The organism is Rothia sp. HMSC065C03 (assembly GCF_001837295.1).
GTDB lineage: Bacteria > Actinomycetota > Actinomycetes > Actinomycetales > Micrococcaceae > Rothia.
This window is the reverse complement of sequence record NZ_KV832006.1, coordinates 571470-589114: the sequence shown is the minus strand read 5'-3', so window position 1 is coordinate 589114 and position 17645 is coordinate 571470. Positions and strand designations below refer to the sequence as shown.

Here is a 17645-nt window from a genome sequence, read left to right as displayed (position 1 = left end):
GTGCATTAAAAATTGGGTTTATTTGCCACCTTCCGGCGAGGTGAGGGACAAATGAGTGAGCCAAGGCATAGAATAAAAGAGCATGATTCGTACAACTCGAAGGATGACAATGACGAAGAAGCCTTTCCCTTCCGACCTCGAAATCGCACTTGCCGCCGATCTTTGGCCTATTAACAAGATCGCAGCAGACAACGGCATCAGCGAAGATCGCCTTGAACCCTACGGCAAGTATGTCGCTAAGGTCCTCCTCGACGAAACCACCAACGCAGAGACCGCCCGCAAGCGCGGCTCCAAGTACATCGTGGTTACCGCAGTCACCCCCACCCCGCTCGGTGAAGGTAAGACCGCAACCTCCGTCTCCCTCGCACAGGGCTTCGCCCAGACCGGCCGCAAGGCAATCCTGGCTCTGCGTCAGCCCGCAATGGGCCCGACCTTCGGCATCAAGGGCGGCGCAGCAGGCGGCGGCTACTCCCAGATCGTTCCCATGGAGAAGCTGAACCTGCATCTGACCGGCGACTTCCACGCCGTCACCGCAGCGCACAACCTGCTTGCCGCCATGATCGACAACCACCTGCACCACGGCAACGAGCTGCGCATCGACCCGCGCGCAATCGAGTGGCGCCGCGTTATCGACATGAACGACCGCTCCCTGCGCAACATCGTCGTGGGCCTGGGCGAACGCATGGACGGCGTGGTCCGCGAGACCGGTTTCGACATCACCAGCGCCTCCGAAATCATGGTGATTCTCTCGCTGGCAACCTCCTTCAAGGACCTGCGCGAGCGCCTGGCAAAGATCGTGATCGGCCTGAACTACGACGGCGAGCCCGTCACCGCAGCCGACCTGAAGGCTGACGGCGCAATGTCCGTCATCCTGGCAGACGCAATCAACCCGAACCTGCTGCAGACCCTGGAGCACACCCCCGCGCTGATTCACGCGGGCCCCTTCGGTAACATCGCAACCGGTAACTCCTCCGTGGTCGCAGACTACGTTGGTCTGGAGTACTCCGACTACGTGATTACCGAGGCTGGCTTCGGTGCCGACATGGGTGCGGAGCGTTTCTTCAACGTCAAGTGCCGCGTCTCCGGCCTGAAGCCGGACGCAGCAGTGCTCGTCGTGACCGTGCGCTCCCTGAAGTCCCACTCCGGCCTGTACAAGATCGTTCCGGGCAAGCCCCTGCCCGAAGGCATGCTGCAGGAAAGCCCCTCCGACGTGGAGAAGGGTGCAGAGAACCTGAAGAAGCACATCGAGATCGTGCGCAACTTCGGTGTTCAGCCGGTCGTGGCAATCAACGCCTTCCCGACCGACTTCGAGTCCGAGCACGAGACCATCCGTCGTATCGCTGAGGAAGCTGGCGCTCGCGTCGCTATCCACCGCGGTGTGGCTGAGGGTGGTAAGGGCACCACCGACCTGGCGGACGTGGTTGCTGAGGCATGTGACGACGTTTCGGATCTGAAGTACACCTACGATCTTGAGGACTCCATCGAGACCAAGATTGAGAAGGTTGCGACCAAGGTCTACGGCGCGGACGGCATCTCCATCGCTCCCGCCGCCGCTAAGCAGCTGAAGCGTTTCGCTGAGCTGGGCTACTCGCACCTGCCCGTGGTTATCGCGAAGACCCACCTGTCCATCTCTTCGGATGCAACCCTGAAGGGCGCACCGACCGGCTGGACCCTGCCCGTGCGCGAGGTTCGCCTGGCTGCAGGTGCTGGCTACGTCTACGCTATCTGCGGCACCATGCGCACCATGCCGGGTCTGAGCAAGAGCCCCGCAGCTGAGCGCATCGGCTTCGACGAGAACGGCGTGATGGTCGGCCTGTCCTAAGGGCTTGTCCTAAGGTGACTGTGCCAGCTGATCTATAGCTAGTGGAGGCGGCGCTCCTTCCCCACAGCGGGGGAGGGGCGCCGCCTTTGCTGTGCCCTATGGTGCTTTTGTGGAGTGTTCTGCCCCAGATACATGGAAGCATGAGGGGCGAATACGAGGTGCGCAACGTTTGAGGGCGGGGGAGCGGAGTTCTTGAAAACAGAATGCAACTAGGCTGCAACCGGGGGGAGTGAAGGATTCTGAAACCCCTAGTGGAGGGGTCTTTCAACCTTTCATTGAGGCTTCTAGGGCGCCTGTTTTGAGGGCGGAATTGGTACGTGCTGGTTAATAATTGGGCTCTATTTGTGCTTGAAGGTCAGGTTTTATTAAACAATCTGTAGAGGTTGATTTTTTAGTGACACGCTGTCTTGCATTTTGTGAAAATATGGCATTGACTAGGTGTTTTGCTTTTTGAAAGGGGTTATAATGGGTGCACTCAGTGAACCTGAAGGTGGGGCTGATGTTATTGTTTTGTAATAAAACCTCTACTTTAGGGGGTACCTACAGGGGTAAAACAGACCAATTGATTTTGCCCTCGCGCGAATAATTGTGCAGATTTTGAACGGTGAGCAGTACATTTTTTCCTGCTCATGAAGTTGCAAGTACTTGAAGATACTTTCACCTTAACCCTCTACTTCCGCAGAATACCGGGCTAAAACTGTGTATTGAACCTTTGGGATTGCCGAGTGTGGAGCTTAAGTTAAAGGTGCACCGAAGTGCCAAAAGAGGGAAATTCTAAAATTATTTTGGGTGAAATAAGTCACGCTAAAACTCGAAAAAAATGAAATTGGTACGTATGGATACCCTAAAAAACACCTGTTTTTATTACAGAATGATTACAATGAGGCGCGGGTCACTAAATCCGGCTCTCCGTACCAAATTGGGTGGTAAAACAGCCCCCAAAAAGTTCGCTACTATTGAGTCATCAAGTAATCGTGAGATTTCCAAAGTCCTCGGGTTGCTTGTGTTTGAGTGAGTGATAGATACCCCTGGGTGTCATGAGAAGCGACTGTGTATCGATGCGCAGTCGCTTCTCTGTTTAACTTTTGAATTTCAGTGGAACCTCAGCCGGGCGGAATCCAGCCGGAACCTAATCCGTACCGAGCATGCTCCAGAATCTGTTCCCTGTGCATCCCGCACAAGCAACCCGTACATGTATCCCGCGCGTTCAACGCCGAATGCGCTGATAGGGGAGCGAACCGCATAGGCGCATGCTGTGCGGTCACAACCCCTACACTGGAACTATGACTACTTACCCCGAACCCACCCTCATCTTTGAGAACCCCGAACTGACCGTCCGTGCGTTCAGTGTCTCCGAGATGGACAATAGCGTCTACCTCATCACCATGCGCGCCACCGGCGAGCAGGTGCTCATCGACCCTGCAGACGATGCAGAAGAACTCTACGCATTCACTCTTGACGCGCTCCTGAACGACTGCCCGCAGCTCGAACTGGCAGATGGTGAAGAACGCCGCGTGCGCGTCATGGAGAAGGAAGAGGACTTCAACTCCATCAGGCCCCGCACTATTGGTCTGACCGGCATTCTGGTTACTCACGGCCACTGGGACCACATCCGCGCTATTAAGGAGCTCGACCACCTCACCGGCGCCGTGACCTCCGCGGGTGCAGCTGACGCTGCTGAGATTAAGGAACTGGAAGACTACATCGTCGAAGAAGAGCTGACCGGCGGCGAAAGCTTCGACTTCTACCTCTCCGACACCGTCATCCGCGCCCTGCACGTGCCCGGCCACACCCCCGGATCCATCGTCTACACCCTCGAAACCACCTGGGAAGACGGCACCCCCGCAACCCTGCTGTTCACCGGCGACGCCCTCTTCCCCGGCGGCGTGGGCAAGACCGATTCCCCGCAGCAGTTCGGTGAGCTCTTCTCCAACGTGCTCGAAAAACTCTTCGGAGGCTTCGAAGACGACGCCATCGTACTGCCCGGCCACGGCCGCTCTACCACCCTCGGCGACGAGCGCCCCCACCTGGAAGAGTGGGGAACCCGCGGCTGGTAGGCCGCACTTGATGAATTGCGCCTCCTAGTCCACCTCATATAAGTACTGCACCCTCATGCCTTCACCCGCCGCATAATCCCGCTGGTGAAAGGCGTGAGGGTGTAGAATTTAAGTTCGAAGATAAGACGAAAGGATTTTCGATGACACCCCGCCCGGCACACGGTAGCACCGCACTCAAAGCGAACGATCTGACTAGCATCCGGGTTCAGGGTGCCCGCGAAAACAACCTCAAGAACGTAGACCTCACCATTCCGCGTGATGCGATGGTCGTCTTCACCGGCCTCTCCGGCTCCGGTAAGTCCTCCCTCGCCTTCGACACCATCTTTGCGGAAGGTCAGCGCCGCTACGTCGAGTCGCTGTCCTCCTACGCGCGTATGTTCCTCGGACAGGTCGACAAGCCCGACGTAGACTTCATCGAGGGCCTCTCCCCGGCGGTGTCTATCGACCAGAAGTCCACCTCCAAGAACCCGCGCTCAACCGTCGGTACCATCACCGAAATCTACGACTACATGCGTCTGCTCTGGGCGCGCATCGGCCACCCGCACTGCCCCGAATGCGGCGAAGAAATCACCCAGCAGACCCCGCAGCAGATTGTGGATATTCTGCAGGAGTACCCCGAACGCACCCGCCTGCAGATCCTCGCACCCGTCGTCAGCGCACGTAAGGGCGAGTTCGTAGACCTCTTCAAGGATCTGCTCACCCAGGGGTACTCGCGTGCCCGTGTGGACGGCGAAACCGTGCAGCTCTCCGACCCGCCCAAGCTCGCCAAGCAGTACAAGCACACCATCGAGGTGGTCGTCGACCGCATCGTCATTAAGGACGGTATCCATCAGCGCCTGACCGATTCCATCGAAACCGCGCTCAAGCTCGCCGACGGCCGCGTGCTCATCGACTTCGTGGACCGCGAGCAGGACGACCCCGAACGCACCCGCTCCTTCAGTGAAAACCTCGCCTGCCCCAATAATCACCCGCTGCAGATCGACACCATCGAGCCGCGCGCCTTCTCCTTCAACTCGCCGTTCGGCGCATGTACCGCCTGCGACGGTATCGGCTCGCGCCTGGAAGTAGACACCGAACTGCTCGTACCCAACCCCGACCTGACCCTCGGCGAGGGCGCTATCGCCCCCTGGTCGCAGGGCAAAGCAACCACCGAATACTGGCTGCGCCTGCTCGCAGGCCTGGGGGAGGAGCTCGGCTTCGACCTGAACACCCCCTTCAAGGACCTACCCGCCAAGACCCGCGCCGCCATCCTGGACGGCAAGGACTACAAGGTTGAGGTGTCCTACCGTAACCGATTCGGCCGCGAACGTCGTTACACCTCCGGATTCGAAGGCGTGAAGGCGTACATCAAGCGCAAGCACGAAGAAACCGAATCGGACTTCGCCCGCGACCGCTACGAACAGTACATGCGCCAGGTTGCCTGCCCCTCCTGCGGTGGCGCGCGCCTGAACCCGACCATCCTCGGCGTGAAGGTCGGCGGCCAGTCCATCGCAGACATTACTGACCTGTCCCTGGCTGACGCGCTCGCCTTCGTGCGCGGTCTGCAGCTCAGCCCCCGCGAAGCCAAGATTGGCGAGCAGGTCCTCAAGGAAATTGATGCGCGCCTGCAGTTCCTGCTGGACGTGGGCCTGGACTACCTGACCCTCTCACGCTCTGCCGGTACGCTCTCCGGCGGTGAGGCGCAGCGCATCCGCCTCGCAACCCAGATTGGTTCCGGCCTGGTCGGCGTGCTTTACGTGCTCGACGAGCCCTCCATCGGTCTGCACCAGCGCGATAACCGCCGCCTCATTGAGACTCTCACCAAGCTGCGCGATATGGGCAACACCCTTATTGTGGTTGAGCACGACGAAGACACCATGCGCGAAGCCGACTGGATCGTGGATGTGGGACCCGGCGCCGGCGAGCACGGCGGCGAAATCGTGCACTCCGGCAGCTTTGAGGAGCTGCTGAAGAACACCAAGTCCATTACCGGCGACTACATGGCTGGCCGCCGCAGCATTGAGGTGCCCGCCTCCCGCCGACCCGTGGACAAGGAACGCCAGCTGACCGTGCGCGGCGCCCGCGAAAACAACCTCAAGAACGTGACCGTCTCCTTCCCGCTGGGCGTGTTCACCGCGGTGACCGGCGTGTCCGGATCGGGTAAATCCACCCTCGTCAACGACATTCTGTACACCTCCCTGGCGAACAAGCTCAACGGCGCCAAGCAGGTACCCGGTCGCCACAAGAGTATCGACGGCCTGGAACATCTGGACAAGGTCATTCACGTGGACCAGTCGCCCATCGGTCGTACCCCGCGTTCGAACCCCGCCACCTACACCGGCGTGTTCGACCACATCCGCAAGCTGTTCGCAGAGACCAGCGAAGCGAAAATGCGCGGCTACACCCCGGGTCGATTCTCCTTCAACGTCAAGGGCGGCCGCTGCGAGGACTGCTCCGGCGACGGCACCCTGAAGATTGAAATGAACTTCCTGCCGGACGTGTACGTGCCCTGCGAAACCTGCCACGGCAAGCGCTACAACCGCGAAACCCTCGAAGTGCACTACAAGGGCAAGACCATTGCCGACGTACTCGAAATGCCCGTGGAGGAGGCAGCAGAGTTCTTCGCCGCATTCACCCCGATTGCGCGCCACCTGAACACCCTCGTGGATGTGGGCCTGGGCTACATTCGCCTGGGCCAGCCCGCAACCACCCTCTCCGGCGGTGAAGCGCAGCGCGTGAAGCTCGCAACTGAACTGCAGAAGCGCTCCAACGGCCGCTCCATCTACGTGCTGGACGAGCCGACCACCGGCCTGCACTTTGAGGACATCCGCAAGCTGCTCGCCGTGCTGCAATCGCTGGTCGACAAGGGCAATAGCGTCATCACCATCGAGCACAACCTGGACGTGGTCAAGTGCGCCGACTGGATTATCGATATGGGCCCCGAAGGCGGTAGCGGCGGCGGTACCGTCATCGCCGAGGGCACCCCGGAACAGGTGGCTCAGGTGAAGGGCTCGCACACCGGCGCGTTCCTTGCTGAGATCCTGAACTAGTCAAAAACTTGCCCTAGAGGAAACCTACGTGACTGATACTCAAGGAACCGAACCCACGCGGGGAGCTCAAGCAACCCGTGGCGCTGTGAACCGTGATGCCGTGAATCGTGGTGCTGTGACCACTGCGGACCGTGCGCGGCACATCCTGCACACCCAGCTGGAGGCGGACTTCTGCCAGGCACCCGGCTCGATTAGCCGCGCCCTCGAAGAGCTACGCGACTACCCGGAAGCCGAGAGCCTGCCGCTACTCGCCACCGTGCAGCCTCCCTCCGAGAAGATGGGCGCCGCACGCCGCCGCAACGACGATATCTGGGAGTTGCGCGTCGCCAACTACGCGAGCATCGGCATTCTCTGCGCCAAACATCCGCGCGTGCTGGACAAGGCCATCGACTACATGCTCGGCGACCAGTCGAACTGGCTCGGCGACTACGCGCAGCTACGCCAGCTCAACGAACTGCTCACCCCCTACACCCAGCAGGTCAGCGGCACGAGCATCTACTACACGCCCGGCCGCGCCCTGCTGAACTCGGTCGTACCTGAGGGTGTGCAGGCGCAGGAGGTCAAGTGCGCCGTGCCCGGTGTGGGCATGATGCGCCGCGTTGACCCCGCCGAGCTAAAGGCTGCGTTGCTTGCCGAAATCACCGGCGAGCGCACCATCCGCAGGGAGGCGAACGCCTCCGCGGGGGCGCTTGAGGCCGACCCGGAGGACACCGAGGCGCGCGTAACCCGTCTGCGCGTGGAGCTGCTGGACGCTGAGCAGTTTGAGCGCTTCCGCGGGGATAAGCGCTACTCGAACGCGCTGGGCTTTAGCGTGACCCGCCCGGATGTGCTGGTGCTCGCCGCATACCCGGTGGATGAGAACGCATCTAAGGCACCTGATGCACCCGCGGCGGGGGAGAACCCCGCGCTCGCAGACCCTATCGCTATGGTTGGCCTGAGTGACGATTCGCCGATTATGCGTCAGATTGGCATTGATGTGCTGCCCGCCTGGCGTGGTGCCGGCATCGCCAGCGTGCTGGTGCGTGATGCGGCACGCCTGACCCTGGCGGAAGGGTACCTGCCGTTCTACGGTACGAGCCCGTCACACATGCTGTCCCAGAGGGTTGCGATGAATGCCGGGTTGGTGCCGACCTGGTGGGAGTACGTGTCCACCAGCCTGAACGACCTACCCATGGACTAGAGCCGTCTGCGCTAGTCATAACGGACATGTAGAAAGCCCCGAGATTCAGAGTCTCGGGGCTTTTTGCTACTGAGTTTCGCGTGTTAGCCGCGCGGGGTTCAGCGTGCCGGGATTTTCTCGGCTTTCAGCATCTAGAACCTTACCAGTTACAGCTCCGCGCCGTTGCTGGCAATCACCTCGCGGTACCAGTGGAAGGACTTCTTGCGGTAGCGCGCCAGGGTGCCGGTGCCGTCGTCGTTGCGGTCCACATAGATGAACCCGTAGCGCTTGGACATCTGAGCGGTGGAGGCGCTAATCATGTCGATGCAACCCCAGGTGGTGTAGCCGAGCACGTTCACGCCGTCCTCAATCGCTTCGCGTACCGCGTGCAGGTGCTGGCGCAGGTAGTCGATGCGGTAGTCATCCTCCACGGTGAGCTCACCGTTCACCTCGACCAGTTCGTCGCGGGCTCCCAGGCCGTTCTCCACGATGAATAGCGGCTTCTGCCAGCGGTCCCAATACTGGTTGAGGACCACGCGCAGGCCGGTCGGGTCAATCTGCCAGCCCCATTCGCTGGCGGGTAGGGTCGGGTTCGCCACGCCGCCGAGGATGTTGCCTTCGCCGCGCTTGCCTCGTGCTGGGTCACCGGTCGCGCAGGTGGACATGTAGTAGCTGAACGACACGAAATCCACGGTGTTCTTCAGGTCCTCGCGGTCCTGCTCGGTGATGGTCAGCTCCACGCCCTTCTCGCGCAGGGAGCGCAGGAAGTAGCCGGGGTATGCGCCGCGCACGTGCACGTCACCGAACGCGAAGTGCGCCTGTTCCGTCTGCATGGCGGCGAGTACGTCGGCTGGGTCGGGGGTGAGCGGGTAGGTGGGCATGGCAAGAATCATGCAGCCGACCTGGGCGCCGGGCGCCAGTTCGCGTGCCGCAGCGGTGGCGCGTGCGGAGGCGACCAGCTCGTGGTGCATTGCCTGGTAGAGGTCGGCGTCGCTGAGCTGCTCTGCCGGGGTGTTGATGCCGCCGGACATGAACGGCAGGTGCAGCATCGAGTTGATTTCGTTGAAGGTCAGCCAGTACTTCACGCGCTTGCCGTAGCGAGCGAACACGGTGCGGGCGTAGCGTTCGTAGAAGCCGATGAGTTCGCGGCTGGTCCAGCCGTTGTACTGTTCGACCAGGTGCAGCGGGGTTTCGTAGTGGCTGAGGGTGATGAGCGGTTCCATGCCGTGCTTTTCGAGCTCGTCGAGCACGCGGTCGTAGAAGGCGAGGCCCGCCTCGTTCGGGGTTTCTTCGTCGCCGCGGGGGAAGATACGCGACCAGGCGATGGAGAAGCGGAAGACCTTGAAACCCATCTCTGCGAGCAGGGTGATATCTTCGCGGTAGCGGTGGTAGAAGTCGATGCCTTCCAGCTTGAGGTTGTCCTCGGTGGGTTCTGCGGTGCGCGGGTGCAGGCCGCCGGCGGGCAGCACATCCTGCAGGCTGGGGCCCTTGCCGTCTTCGTTCCAGGCGCCCTCGAACTGGTTGGCGGCGGTGGCGCCTCCGAAGAGGAAACCGGCGGGGAACGCGCCGAGCGGCTGCGGCTCGGTTAGCGCCGGGTTGGAGTTGGGCAAAGAGGTAGTCTGGGCGGTGATGTGCTGGTCCTGATGCACGGCATCCTCCAAGGTGCTTTAGGTCTTTCTTCTACCCTAGCGGAGGGGGTGGGGGATTACTAGGTTTTAGCTACCCGGGTGGGCGTTTTCGCATTGTGGGGAGACGTAGGAGCTGTGGCGGGCGTAACCGTAAAATAGGAACGTGCAGATTATTCGAGAGACCGGCCCCGAATCCGGCGATATCCTAATTCACCACGACCAGACGGTGCAGATGCTCCGCGAGGTGGCAACCGGCAAGCGTGAAGCCACCCTACGCATGTATCAGCCGAACCCGACGGTCGCGTTCGGCCGCCGTGACGAACTGAACCCCGGCTTCGCGGAGGCCTCCGCGGCGTGCGCCGAGCACGGCTTCGAGGTGCTGGTGCGCAAGGTCGGCGGGCACGCCGCCGCCTACCATCAGGGGTGCCTGGTCGTGGACCATTTTCAGCCCGCCTCCGACGCCCGCAGCGGTAACACCCTACGCTACGAACTCTTCGGTTCCATGTACGCGCAGGCGCTCCGCGAGGTCGGTGTGGATGCGCGCATGGGCGAGATTCCGGGGGAGTACTGCCCCGGCGAGTATTCGGTGCACGCGCAGCTTCCCGCCTCCGCAGGTGGTGGCCGCATTAAACTGGTCGGCACCGCCCAGCGTGTGGTGACCGGCGGCTGGTGGTTCAGCACCGGCATCGTGGTCTCCGACTCTGCGCCCCTGCGGGCGGTCACCGCGGACGTGTACCGTGCCCTCGGCATGGAGCTGGATCCCGCCACGGTTGGCGCGGCGCAGGACGCGAACCCCGCCCTGCTCATGGAAGACCTGGAAGACGCCATCGTTGAGGTGTACGCCCAAAACGGTTTTCACTAGGTTGTTTTATTTCTGACTTTTATCCGTAACTTATTCGATATATCCCCACCTGAAGCGAAGGAGCATCCATGCGTTGGGCGCAGATTAAAGACTCGAAGGGCAGCCGCGCGGTCTGCTTCTTCGAAGAGACCGTGTACGAGCTTCCGGCGAAGCTCAGCCCGCTACTGAATTTCTACAGCCGGTTCCGCCTGAACTTTGGCGACCCGAAGAACGCCGTGGCGATCCTGAAGGAGAACGGCGCGACCGTCATGGGTCACGGCGAGGAGCTGTGGAACTCCCTACCGTTTATTCGCCCGCTGGATAAGCCCGGCAAGATTGTGTGCGCCGGCCTGAACTACCGCGACCACGCCGCGGAAATGAACCTTGAGGTGCCCGAGCATCCGGCGCTGTTCGCGAAGTTCCCGAACGCGCTGATTGGGCCCGGTGAGCAGATCCGCATGCCCGCCGCCGACGGCACCGGCAGCACCAAGGTCGACTGGGAGGTTGAGCTCTGCCTGGTCGTGGGCGCTCGCCTGCGCAACGCCACGGAGGAGCAGGCGCTAGATGCCCTGATGGGTTACACGGTTATGAATGACGTGTCGGTGCGTGACTGGCAGGGCCGTTCCTCGGAGTGGTTCCAGGGTAAGAACTGGGACGCGATGACTCCGTTTGGTCCGGTGATTGTGAGCGCCGATGAGGTTGACCCGGTTGCCGGTCTGGAGCTGGTCTGTGAGGTGGACGGCGTGGTGCGTCAGCGCGGCACGACGGCGGATATGGTGTTTACCCCGGCGCAGCTGCTGTCCTATATTTCGCGGTTTATGACCCTGGAGCCGGGTGACCTGGTGGCGACGGGTACGCCCGCCGGGGTTGGGCTGTCGCTGCATCCGCGTCAGTGGTTGAAGCCGGGGCAGACGGTGCGCACCCGCATCGAGGGCATTGGCGAGCTGGTGAATGTCTGCTCGGAGGCGGGCGCACTGTAGTTATTCGGTAGCTCTGTACGCAACCGCGAATGAACCCACGTGAACCCACGGAGGCGCCTGCAGCACCTGCTATTGGGTGCACTGGAAGGCACCCATAAATGAATACTTATGCACCCCGCGTGTGTTTTTGAGGCGCATGCGGGGTGTTTTTTATTCCTTTTAAAGCTCCCGGTGAGCGGCTTGGGATTCCGCTAGTGCACAGTGAAGAGTACTCCGTGCGGGGGAGTGTGGCGAATGCATGGTTACGCACTGTCAAACACACGAAAACTTTAAACTTTGACCTAAATCTTAGGGTTTCGAGTGGGTTTTGTGGGTCTGTGGAGGTGAAGTAATGCATGTGCCCCGACTGTAGATTTGGCCCAAAAGCTACCGATTGAGCACACGAAACCCCCTGTTTCAGTGACTGAGACCATATCTGCCTAGAGTGCAGAATTCCAAATTGTGGGCACGTGTGAGAAATTCAACAGAAGGTTTTGGTGCGTCATTCCGGGAACTTTGAGGTTGAAGGTTTAGTTTCCCGTGCGCGTTTTTCGTTTTTCTCAAGTTGCCCTCGCCTGACTAGGAATAAAGCCCAAACACTGCGGTGCAAATTCCGAAAGCCTGAACGTCTATCAGTGCACGCAGGTGTAAGGAAATATGAGTCTAAACCTGAACCTTTAGCAAAAAATCGGTGCCCCAAATCACAAACTCGTTTTGCGTTCACCCAAAAGACTATGTAGGGTATGGGGATTATCTGAGAGTTTCCTGAGAATTCCTGCCAGAAGATCAGGACCCACCCGGGCACACCCTCAGATGCATATTTCACTCACGTCCGTGTTTGTTCATACAAACGCACTCACTCAAACAAGCCGACACGAACGGAAGAAAAACATGACCACAACTGCATCCAAAAACCCGGCACAGCGCCCGGCAAACCGCCGCCGTGCCACCATCGCTGCCTCCGCAGCACTGGCAACCGTCATCACCGGCGCGAACCTCCCCGCGACCTTCGGTGCAACCGCCCCCACCCGCAACGTAGCCGGTACCACCTGCGTCGACGCAGGCTACCGCACCGTGCCGACCCTGGCGAACCTCACCAACGTGACGCCCGGTCCGACCTGCTACTGGAACCCCGACCAGAAGGCACAGAGCATCGCGACCCTCGCACCGGTTAACTCCTCCCTCACCAAGGCGCAGCTGACCACCACCGAGAACACCTCGCCCCTGAGCGGCAAGCTCGCCCGCGATTCATTCGCCGCCAAGAAGCTCACCGGTACCGAAGCCGTCGCAGCCAACAGTAGCGAAATCAGCCGCACCTTCCTCGAATACACCGGCGATGCGGGTAACCACCCCGTCACCACCGCCATCAACGCCGGCACTGTGAAGAAGGACCGCGCCCAGACCGTTGGCGGCCACGAGAATATCCCGACCCTCGCCGTGAACTCCGCGAATCCGCACCAGGAGTACGTCGAGGTCGTCTCCCGCGACAACCGCGTTAACGCTAACGCGGAGAACAAGCGCATCCTCACCGGCGGCATCCCGATTCCGAAGTGGCTTGCCGAGGACCACGGCCTCTCCGGCGACCAGTCCGTCGCCCTCTATGACGAGGCGACCGGCATCTGGCGCTCCTACTTCAAGTTCGTCAAGGATGCAGACGCACAGACCTACACCAGCACCGCCCGTGTGCAGGTTGGCGGTGGCAACGTATCCACCCCCAAGAGCGCAAAGATTCAGTACGACAACGTCGGCCGCGGCAACGCAGGTCAGACCGTCACCATCAACGCACCCGTGAGCATCGACGCGAAGTCCGGCAATGCCCGCACCTCCTACCCGATTGCTCGCGGCGCGAAGTTCCGCCTGGCAAAGAACGTACCCGGCGCGTCCATCGACGCGAACACCGGCGTTATCACCTACAAGATTCCCGCAGGCACCCGCGGTACCGTGGACATCCCCGTTGCGGTTGACTACCCGGCAACCTACCACGTGTCCTCTGGCGGCTACATGCTCGCTAAGCCGAACTTCGGCGGCGTGGGCGAAGACAACTACTGGCTGACCCTCAAGAACGGCACCTCCTCCGTGGTGGGCCTGGCAAATGAGCTCACCCAGATTGGCGTGGATGAGCTCAAGGCAGGCAAGATCAACCACATGGTGTCCATCACCGCGGCTGACTACGCGGCGCTGACTTCCTCCTTCCCCGCGAAGGGCACCGACGGCAAGCTGGACATGAGCAAGTACCCGAACGCGCCCCGCGCCGGCCAGCGTGGCTTCCTGCCCGCGAACTTTGACGTGGAAGAGCACCTGCGTAACACCGGCCACGCCGACGACCAGCTCACCCGCATGATTCTGACCGCGATGAAGGAGTACGGCTTCATCATCGCGGACCGTAACCTCTTCACCAACGCATTCAACCTGGAGGCGGCAAGCTCCTACGCGCCCTACGCCCGCCAGGGTAAGAACGTGTACAAGGAAGACCCGAAGCTCGCGGCAATGTTCGCGAACTTTGTGCCCAGTGGCTTCACCGGCAACCAGTTCCCCTGGCAGCAGGTGCAGTGGATGCCCGTGAACTACACCGAGTCCGCTGAAAACAGTGCAGGCCGCAACACCGCCAGCGCAGATACCAGCGTGAAGTTCAAGTACCCCTCGGATTCCTACGGCAAGACCGGCACCGGCTCCGGCGTGATCTACCAGCCCGCCGAGCACCACGCCACCGTCTACTCCGGTGAGACCGCAGTCGCGCAGAGCGTGCACCAGTCGCACAAGGCTTCCCCGAACTACCGTTACGCCCGCGACTACAACTTCCAGGAAATCGAGCAGACCCCGAACTTCAAACCCAGCCGCTGGGTCAACAAGGAGAAGGTCAACACTGCTGGCGGCCAGTTCTCCAGCGCGGAGACTGGCATCCGTTTTGCCTCCAACGGCAAGACCGGCACCTACTCGATTGATCTGAACACCCACGAGGTTACCGGCACCACCTGGGACCTGCGCCGCGATAACGGTACGAACATCACCGTGAACCGCACCGGCAAGGCGCCCGCACGCATGTCCGATGTGAAGGCGAAGAAGGGCTCCGCCGCGCAGCTGTACTCGATCCCGCTGAAGGTGCACGTTGTGGATAAGAACAGCCCGATTGCCCGCGAGGATTCGGTCTCGCTGTACTCGGGTACCACCCAGAACGTGGCGGTGCTGAACAACGACGAAGCATCCTTCGGCGCATACAGCCGCGGCGAAACCGTGAAGAAGCTGGAGCTGCTCAACGAGCGCGGCCAGGTCGTCAGCTCCTACAGCGACGAGTACGGCACCTACCGCGTGGTGACCCTGCCGAATGGCACCCAGGGTATTGCGGTTTCTGCTAAGAATAAGCAGGGCTTCGCACCGCTGGTCCGCTACCGCGCAGTGACCGACAAGGGCGTAAAGTCCGCTGAAGGTTACCTGCAGGTGGCAGTCGCCAACCGCTAAAGGCCTGCTAAGGTTGCATACCAGCGAGCATCAGCGCACATAGGGGAGAGGGGCACGCTCAAGAAAGCACGCCGTGCAGGCGTAACTTCCTTGACGTGCCCCCTTTCCTGTACATAAGGTGAAAATACTATGACTCAGAGCCACCACACAGACCAGACCGAAACTAACACCACCCACACTGACCATGCCCACGAGCATGCATCGGACCATGCCCACGAGGTGCCCGCCAACGCGCCCCTCCTCGAAGGTAGCGGCCCCAAAGATTGGGAGGAGCAGTTCGGCCCGTCCGTGGCGATTTTCTCTGCGCTCGCGAATCCGCTGCGCCTGGCGATTGCGCACCACCTGATGCACCGCCCGCACAGCGTGAGCGAACTGCACACCTGCCTGGGCATTTCGCAGCCGCTCGCATCGCACCACTTGCGCATCCTGCGTGAGGCGCACGTGATTGACCGTGAGCAGCAGGGCCGCACCACCATTTACCGTCTGAAGGACGACCACATTAGCCACATTGTGGTTGACGTGTATGAGCATACGCGTGAGCATCATGCGGACTAGTCTGCCCTCAAGCTGAGCGTTGGCTGGGAGCCGTTGTAAGATGGTGTGTGTCCGTGCACCAGTACAGTGCGGAATAGTATGCGCACCGGCGGCGCCCGAGTGGCACGCTTGCGCCTGAGTTAAGGAGACTTATGTCTGCCGCTGATTCTTCAGCAATTGTTATTAGCGTTTCTGGTGAGGAGCGCGAGGTCACCGCGAAGACTGCCGCTGAGCTGTTCGCTGACGACCCGAAGATCGTTGTGGCACGCGTGAACGGCGTGCTGGTTGATCTCTCCCACGAGCTGTCTGCTGGCGATTCCGTTGAGCCGGTTTTCATTCACGAACCGGACGGCCTGAACGTTCTGCGCCACTCCGCTGCGCACGTGATGGCGCAGGCGGTGCAGGAGTACCGCAAGGACGCCAAGCTGGGCATCGGCCCGTACATTACTGACGGCTTCTACTTTGACTTTGATGTGGCTGAGCCGTTCACCCCGGAAGATCTGAAGAAGATCGAGAAGTCGATGATTAAGATCATCAAGTCCGGTCAGCTGTTCCGCCGCCGCGTGGTCACCCACGACGAGGCTGTCGCCGAGATGGCAAACGAGCCGTACAAGCTGGAGCTGCTCTCCCTGACCCAGGGCCCCGGTTCTGGTGCGGATGCCGCCGAGGGCGCATCCGTGGAGGTCGGCGAGGGTGAAATCACCATTTACGACAACGTGCACCCGAAGACCGGCGAGACCGTCTGGAAGGACCTCTGCCGCGGCCCGCACCTGCCGAACACCAAGCTAATCGCTAACGGTTACGCCCTGATGCGTGCCGGTGGCGCGTACTGGCGCGGTTCTGAGAAGAACCCCATGCTGCAGCGTATTTACGGTACCGCGTGGCCGACTAAGGACGAACTGGTGGCGTACAAGGAGCGCATCGCTGAGGCAGAGCGCCGCGACCACCGCCGCCTGGGCCGTGAGCTGGACCTGTTCTCCTTCCCGAAGAACATTGGCCCCGGCCTGCCGGTGATTCACCCTAAGGGTGGCGTGATCAAGCGCGAGATGGAAGACTACGTGCGTACCCGCCACATTCAGGAGGGTTTCCAGTACGTCAGCACCCCGCACATTTCGAAGGAAGACCTGTTCTACACTTCCGGTCACCTTCCGTACTATGCGGACGGCATGTTCCCGCCCATGGAGCTGGATAACGGTCATTACCGTCTGAAGGCTATGAACTGCCCGATGCACAACGAGATTTACCGTTCTCGTGGCCGTTCGTACCGTGAGCTGCCGCTGCGTTTCTTCGAGTTCGGCACCGTGTACCGTGACGAGAAGTCCGGCGTGTTGCAGGGCCTGACTCGTGTGCGCATGATTACTCAGGACGACTCGCACTCGTATGTGACGAAGGAGCAGGCACCGGACGAGGTGCGTCACCTGCTGAAGTTCATGCTGAGCCTGCTTGAGGACTTCGGCATGACTGACTTCTACCTTGAGCTGTCGACTCGCGACACTGAGGGTGATAAGAAGGATAAGTTCATCGGTACTGATGAGCAGTGGGAGGCGGCTACCGCGGTTCTGGAGCAGGTTGCGAAGGAGACCGGCCTGGAGCTCGTCCCGGATCCGGGTGGTGCTGCGTTCTATGGCCCGAAGATTTCGGTTCAGGCGAAGGACGCGATTGGCCGTACCTGGCAGATGTCGACCGTTCAGTACGACTTCAACCAGCCGAGCCGTTTCGGTCTGGAGTACCAGGCTGCGGACGGTACCGTGCAGGAGCCGGTCATGATTCACTCGGCGAAGTTCGGCTCGATTGAGCGCTTCCTGGGCGTGCTGACCGAGCACTATGCGGGTGCGTTCCCGGCGTGGCTGTCGCCGGTCCAGGTCATTGGTGTGCCGGTGGCTGAGGCGTTCAACGACTACATGACTGAGATCGCTGACAAGCTGCGCGCGCACGGTGTGCGTGTTGAGGTGGACTACGGTTCGGACCGCTTCACCAAGAAGATCCGTACTGCGTCTACTGAGAAGGTTCCGTTCATTCTGATTGCTGGCGGTGAGGATGCGGAGCACGGCGCTGTTTCGTTCCGTTTCCGCGGCAACAAGCAGGAGAACGGCGTGCCCGTGGATGAGGCTGTGGCACGTATTGTGGAGCATATCCGCAACCGCGTGAACGAAGACCCCA

10 protein-coding genes are annotated in these 17645 nt (G+C 60.8%); 9 read left to right on the top strand and 1 reads right to left on the bottom strand.

Annotation, left to right across the window (positions count from 1 at the left end; translation table 11 throughout):
- Positions 1 to 109: 109 nt before the first annotated feature.
- From HMPREF2605_RS07985 to HMPREF2605_RS07970, 4 genes are all read left to right on the top strand, one after another.
- Positions 110 to 1822, top strand: a complete 1713-nt coding sequence (locus tag HMPREF2605_RS07985) for a formate--tetrahydrofolate ligase (RefSeq protein ID WP_005508799.1) — start codon at positions 110 to 112, stop codon at positions 1820 to 1822.
- A gap of 1283 nt (positions 1823 to 3105) precedes the next feature.
- Positions 3106 to 3879, top strand: a complete 774-nt coding sequence (locus tag HMPREF2605_RS07980) for an MBL fold metallo-hydrolase (protein WP_070629839.1) — start codon at positions 3106 to 3108, stop codon at positions 3877 to 3879.
- Between the two features lie 140 nt (positions 3880 to 4019).
- Complete coding sequence (gene uvrA / locus HMPREF2605_RS07975; RefSeq protein ID WP_070819567.1) at positions 4020 to 6908, top strand: excinuclease ABC subunit UvrA; 2889 nt, start codon at positions 4020 to 4022, stop codon at positions 6906 to 6908.
- A gap of 28 nt (positions 6909 to 6936) precedes the next feature.
- On the top strand, positions 6937 to 8088 hold the full coding sequence (locus HMPREF2605_RS07970) for a GNAT family N-acetyltransferase (RefSeq protein ID WP_070847841.1): 1152 nt from the start codon (positions 6937 to 6939) through the stop codon (positions 8086 to 8088).
- 146 nt (positions 8089 to 8234) lie between these two features.
- Here HMPREF2605_RS07970 and HMPREF2605_RS07965 read toward each other — a convergent pair whose 3' ends face one another.
- Entirely contained in the window at positions 8235 to 9716 is a 1482-nt protein-coding gene (locus tag HMPREF2605_RS07965) for a glycoside hydrolase family 1 protein (protein WP_070848158.1), read from the bottom strand.
- Between the two features lie 142 nt (positions 9717 to 9858).
- On the opposite strand from HMPREF2605_RS07965, the gene HMPREF2605_RS07960 reads away from it, so the two are divergent.
- The 5 genes from HMPREF2605_RS07960 to thrS all read left to right on the top strand — a co-directional run.
- A complete protein-coding gene (locus HMPREF2605_RS07960) occupies positions 9859 to 10557 on the top strand; it encodes a lipoate--protein ligase family protein (protein ID WP_005505814.1) in 699 nt (232 codons plus the stop codon).
- Between the two features lie 68 nt (positions 10558 to 10625).
- Positions 10626 to 11516: a fumarylacetoacetate hydrolase family protein gene (locus HMPREF2605_RS07955; RefSeq protein WP_070847838.1), complete on the top strand. Its 891-nt coding sequence runs from the start codon at positions 10626 to 10628 to the stop codon at positions 11514 to 11516.
- An 870-nt stretch (positions 11517 to 12386) separates the two neighbouring features.
- Positions 12387 to 14951, top strand: a complete 2565-nt coding sequence (locus HMPREF2605_RS07950; protein WP_070847836.1) for a Rib/alpha-like domain-containing protein — start codon at positions 12387 to 12389, stop codon at positions 14949 to 14951.
- A gap of 129 nt (positions 14952 to 15080) precedes the next feature.
- Positions 15081 to 15506, top strand: a complete 426-nt coding sequence (locus tag HMPREF2605_RS07945; protein ID WP_070847833.1) for an ArsR/SmtB family transcription factor — start codon at positions 15081 to 15083, stop codon at positions 15504 to 15506.
- 131 nt (positions 15507 to 15637) lie between these two features.
- Positions 15638 to 17645 (top strand): threonine--tRNA ligase (gene thrS, locus HMPREF2605_RS07940; RefSeq protein ID WP_070847830.1); only part of this gene is annotated, 2008 nt, incomplete at its 3' end.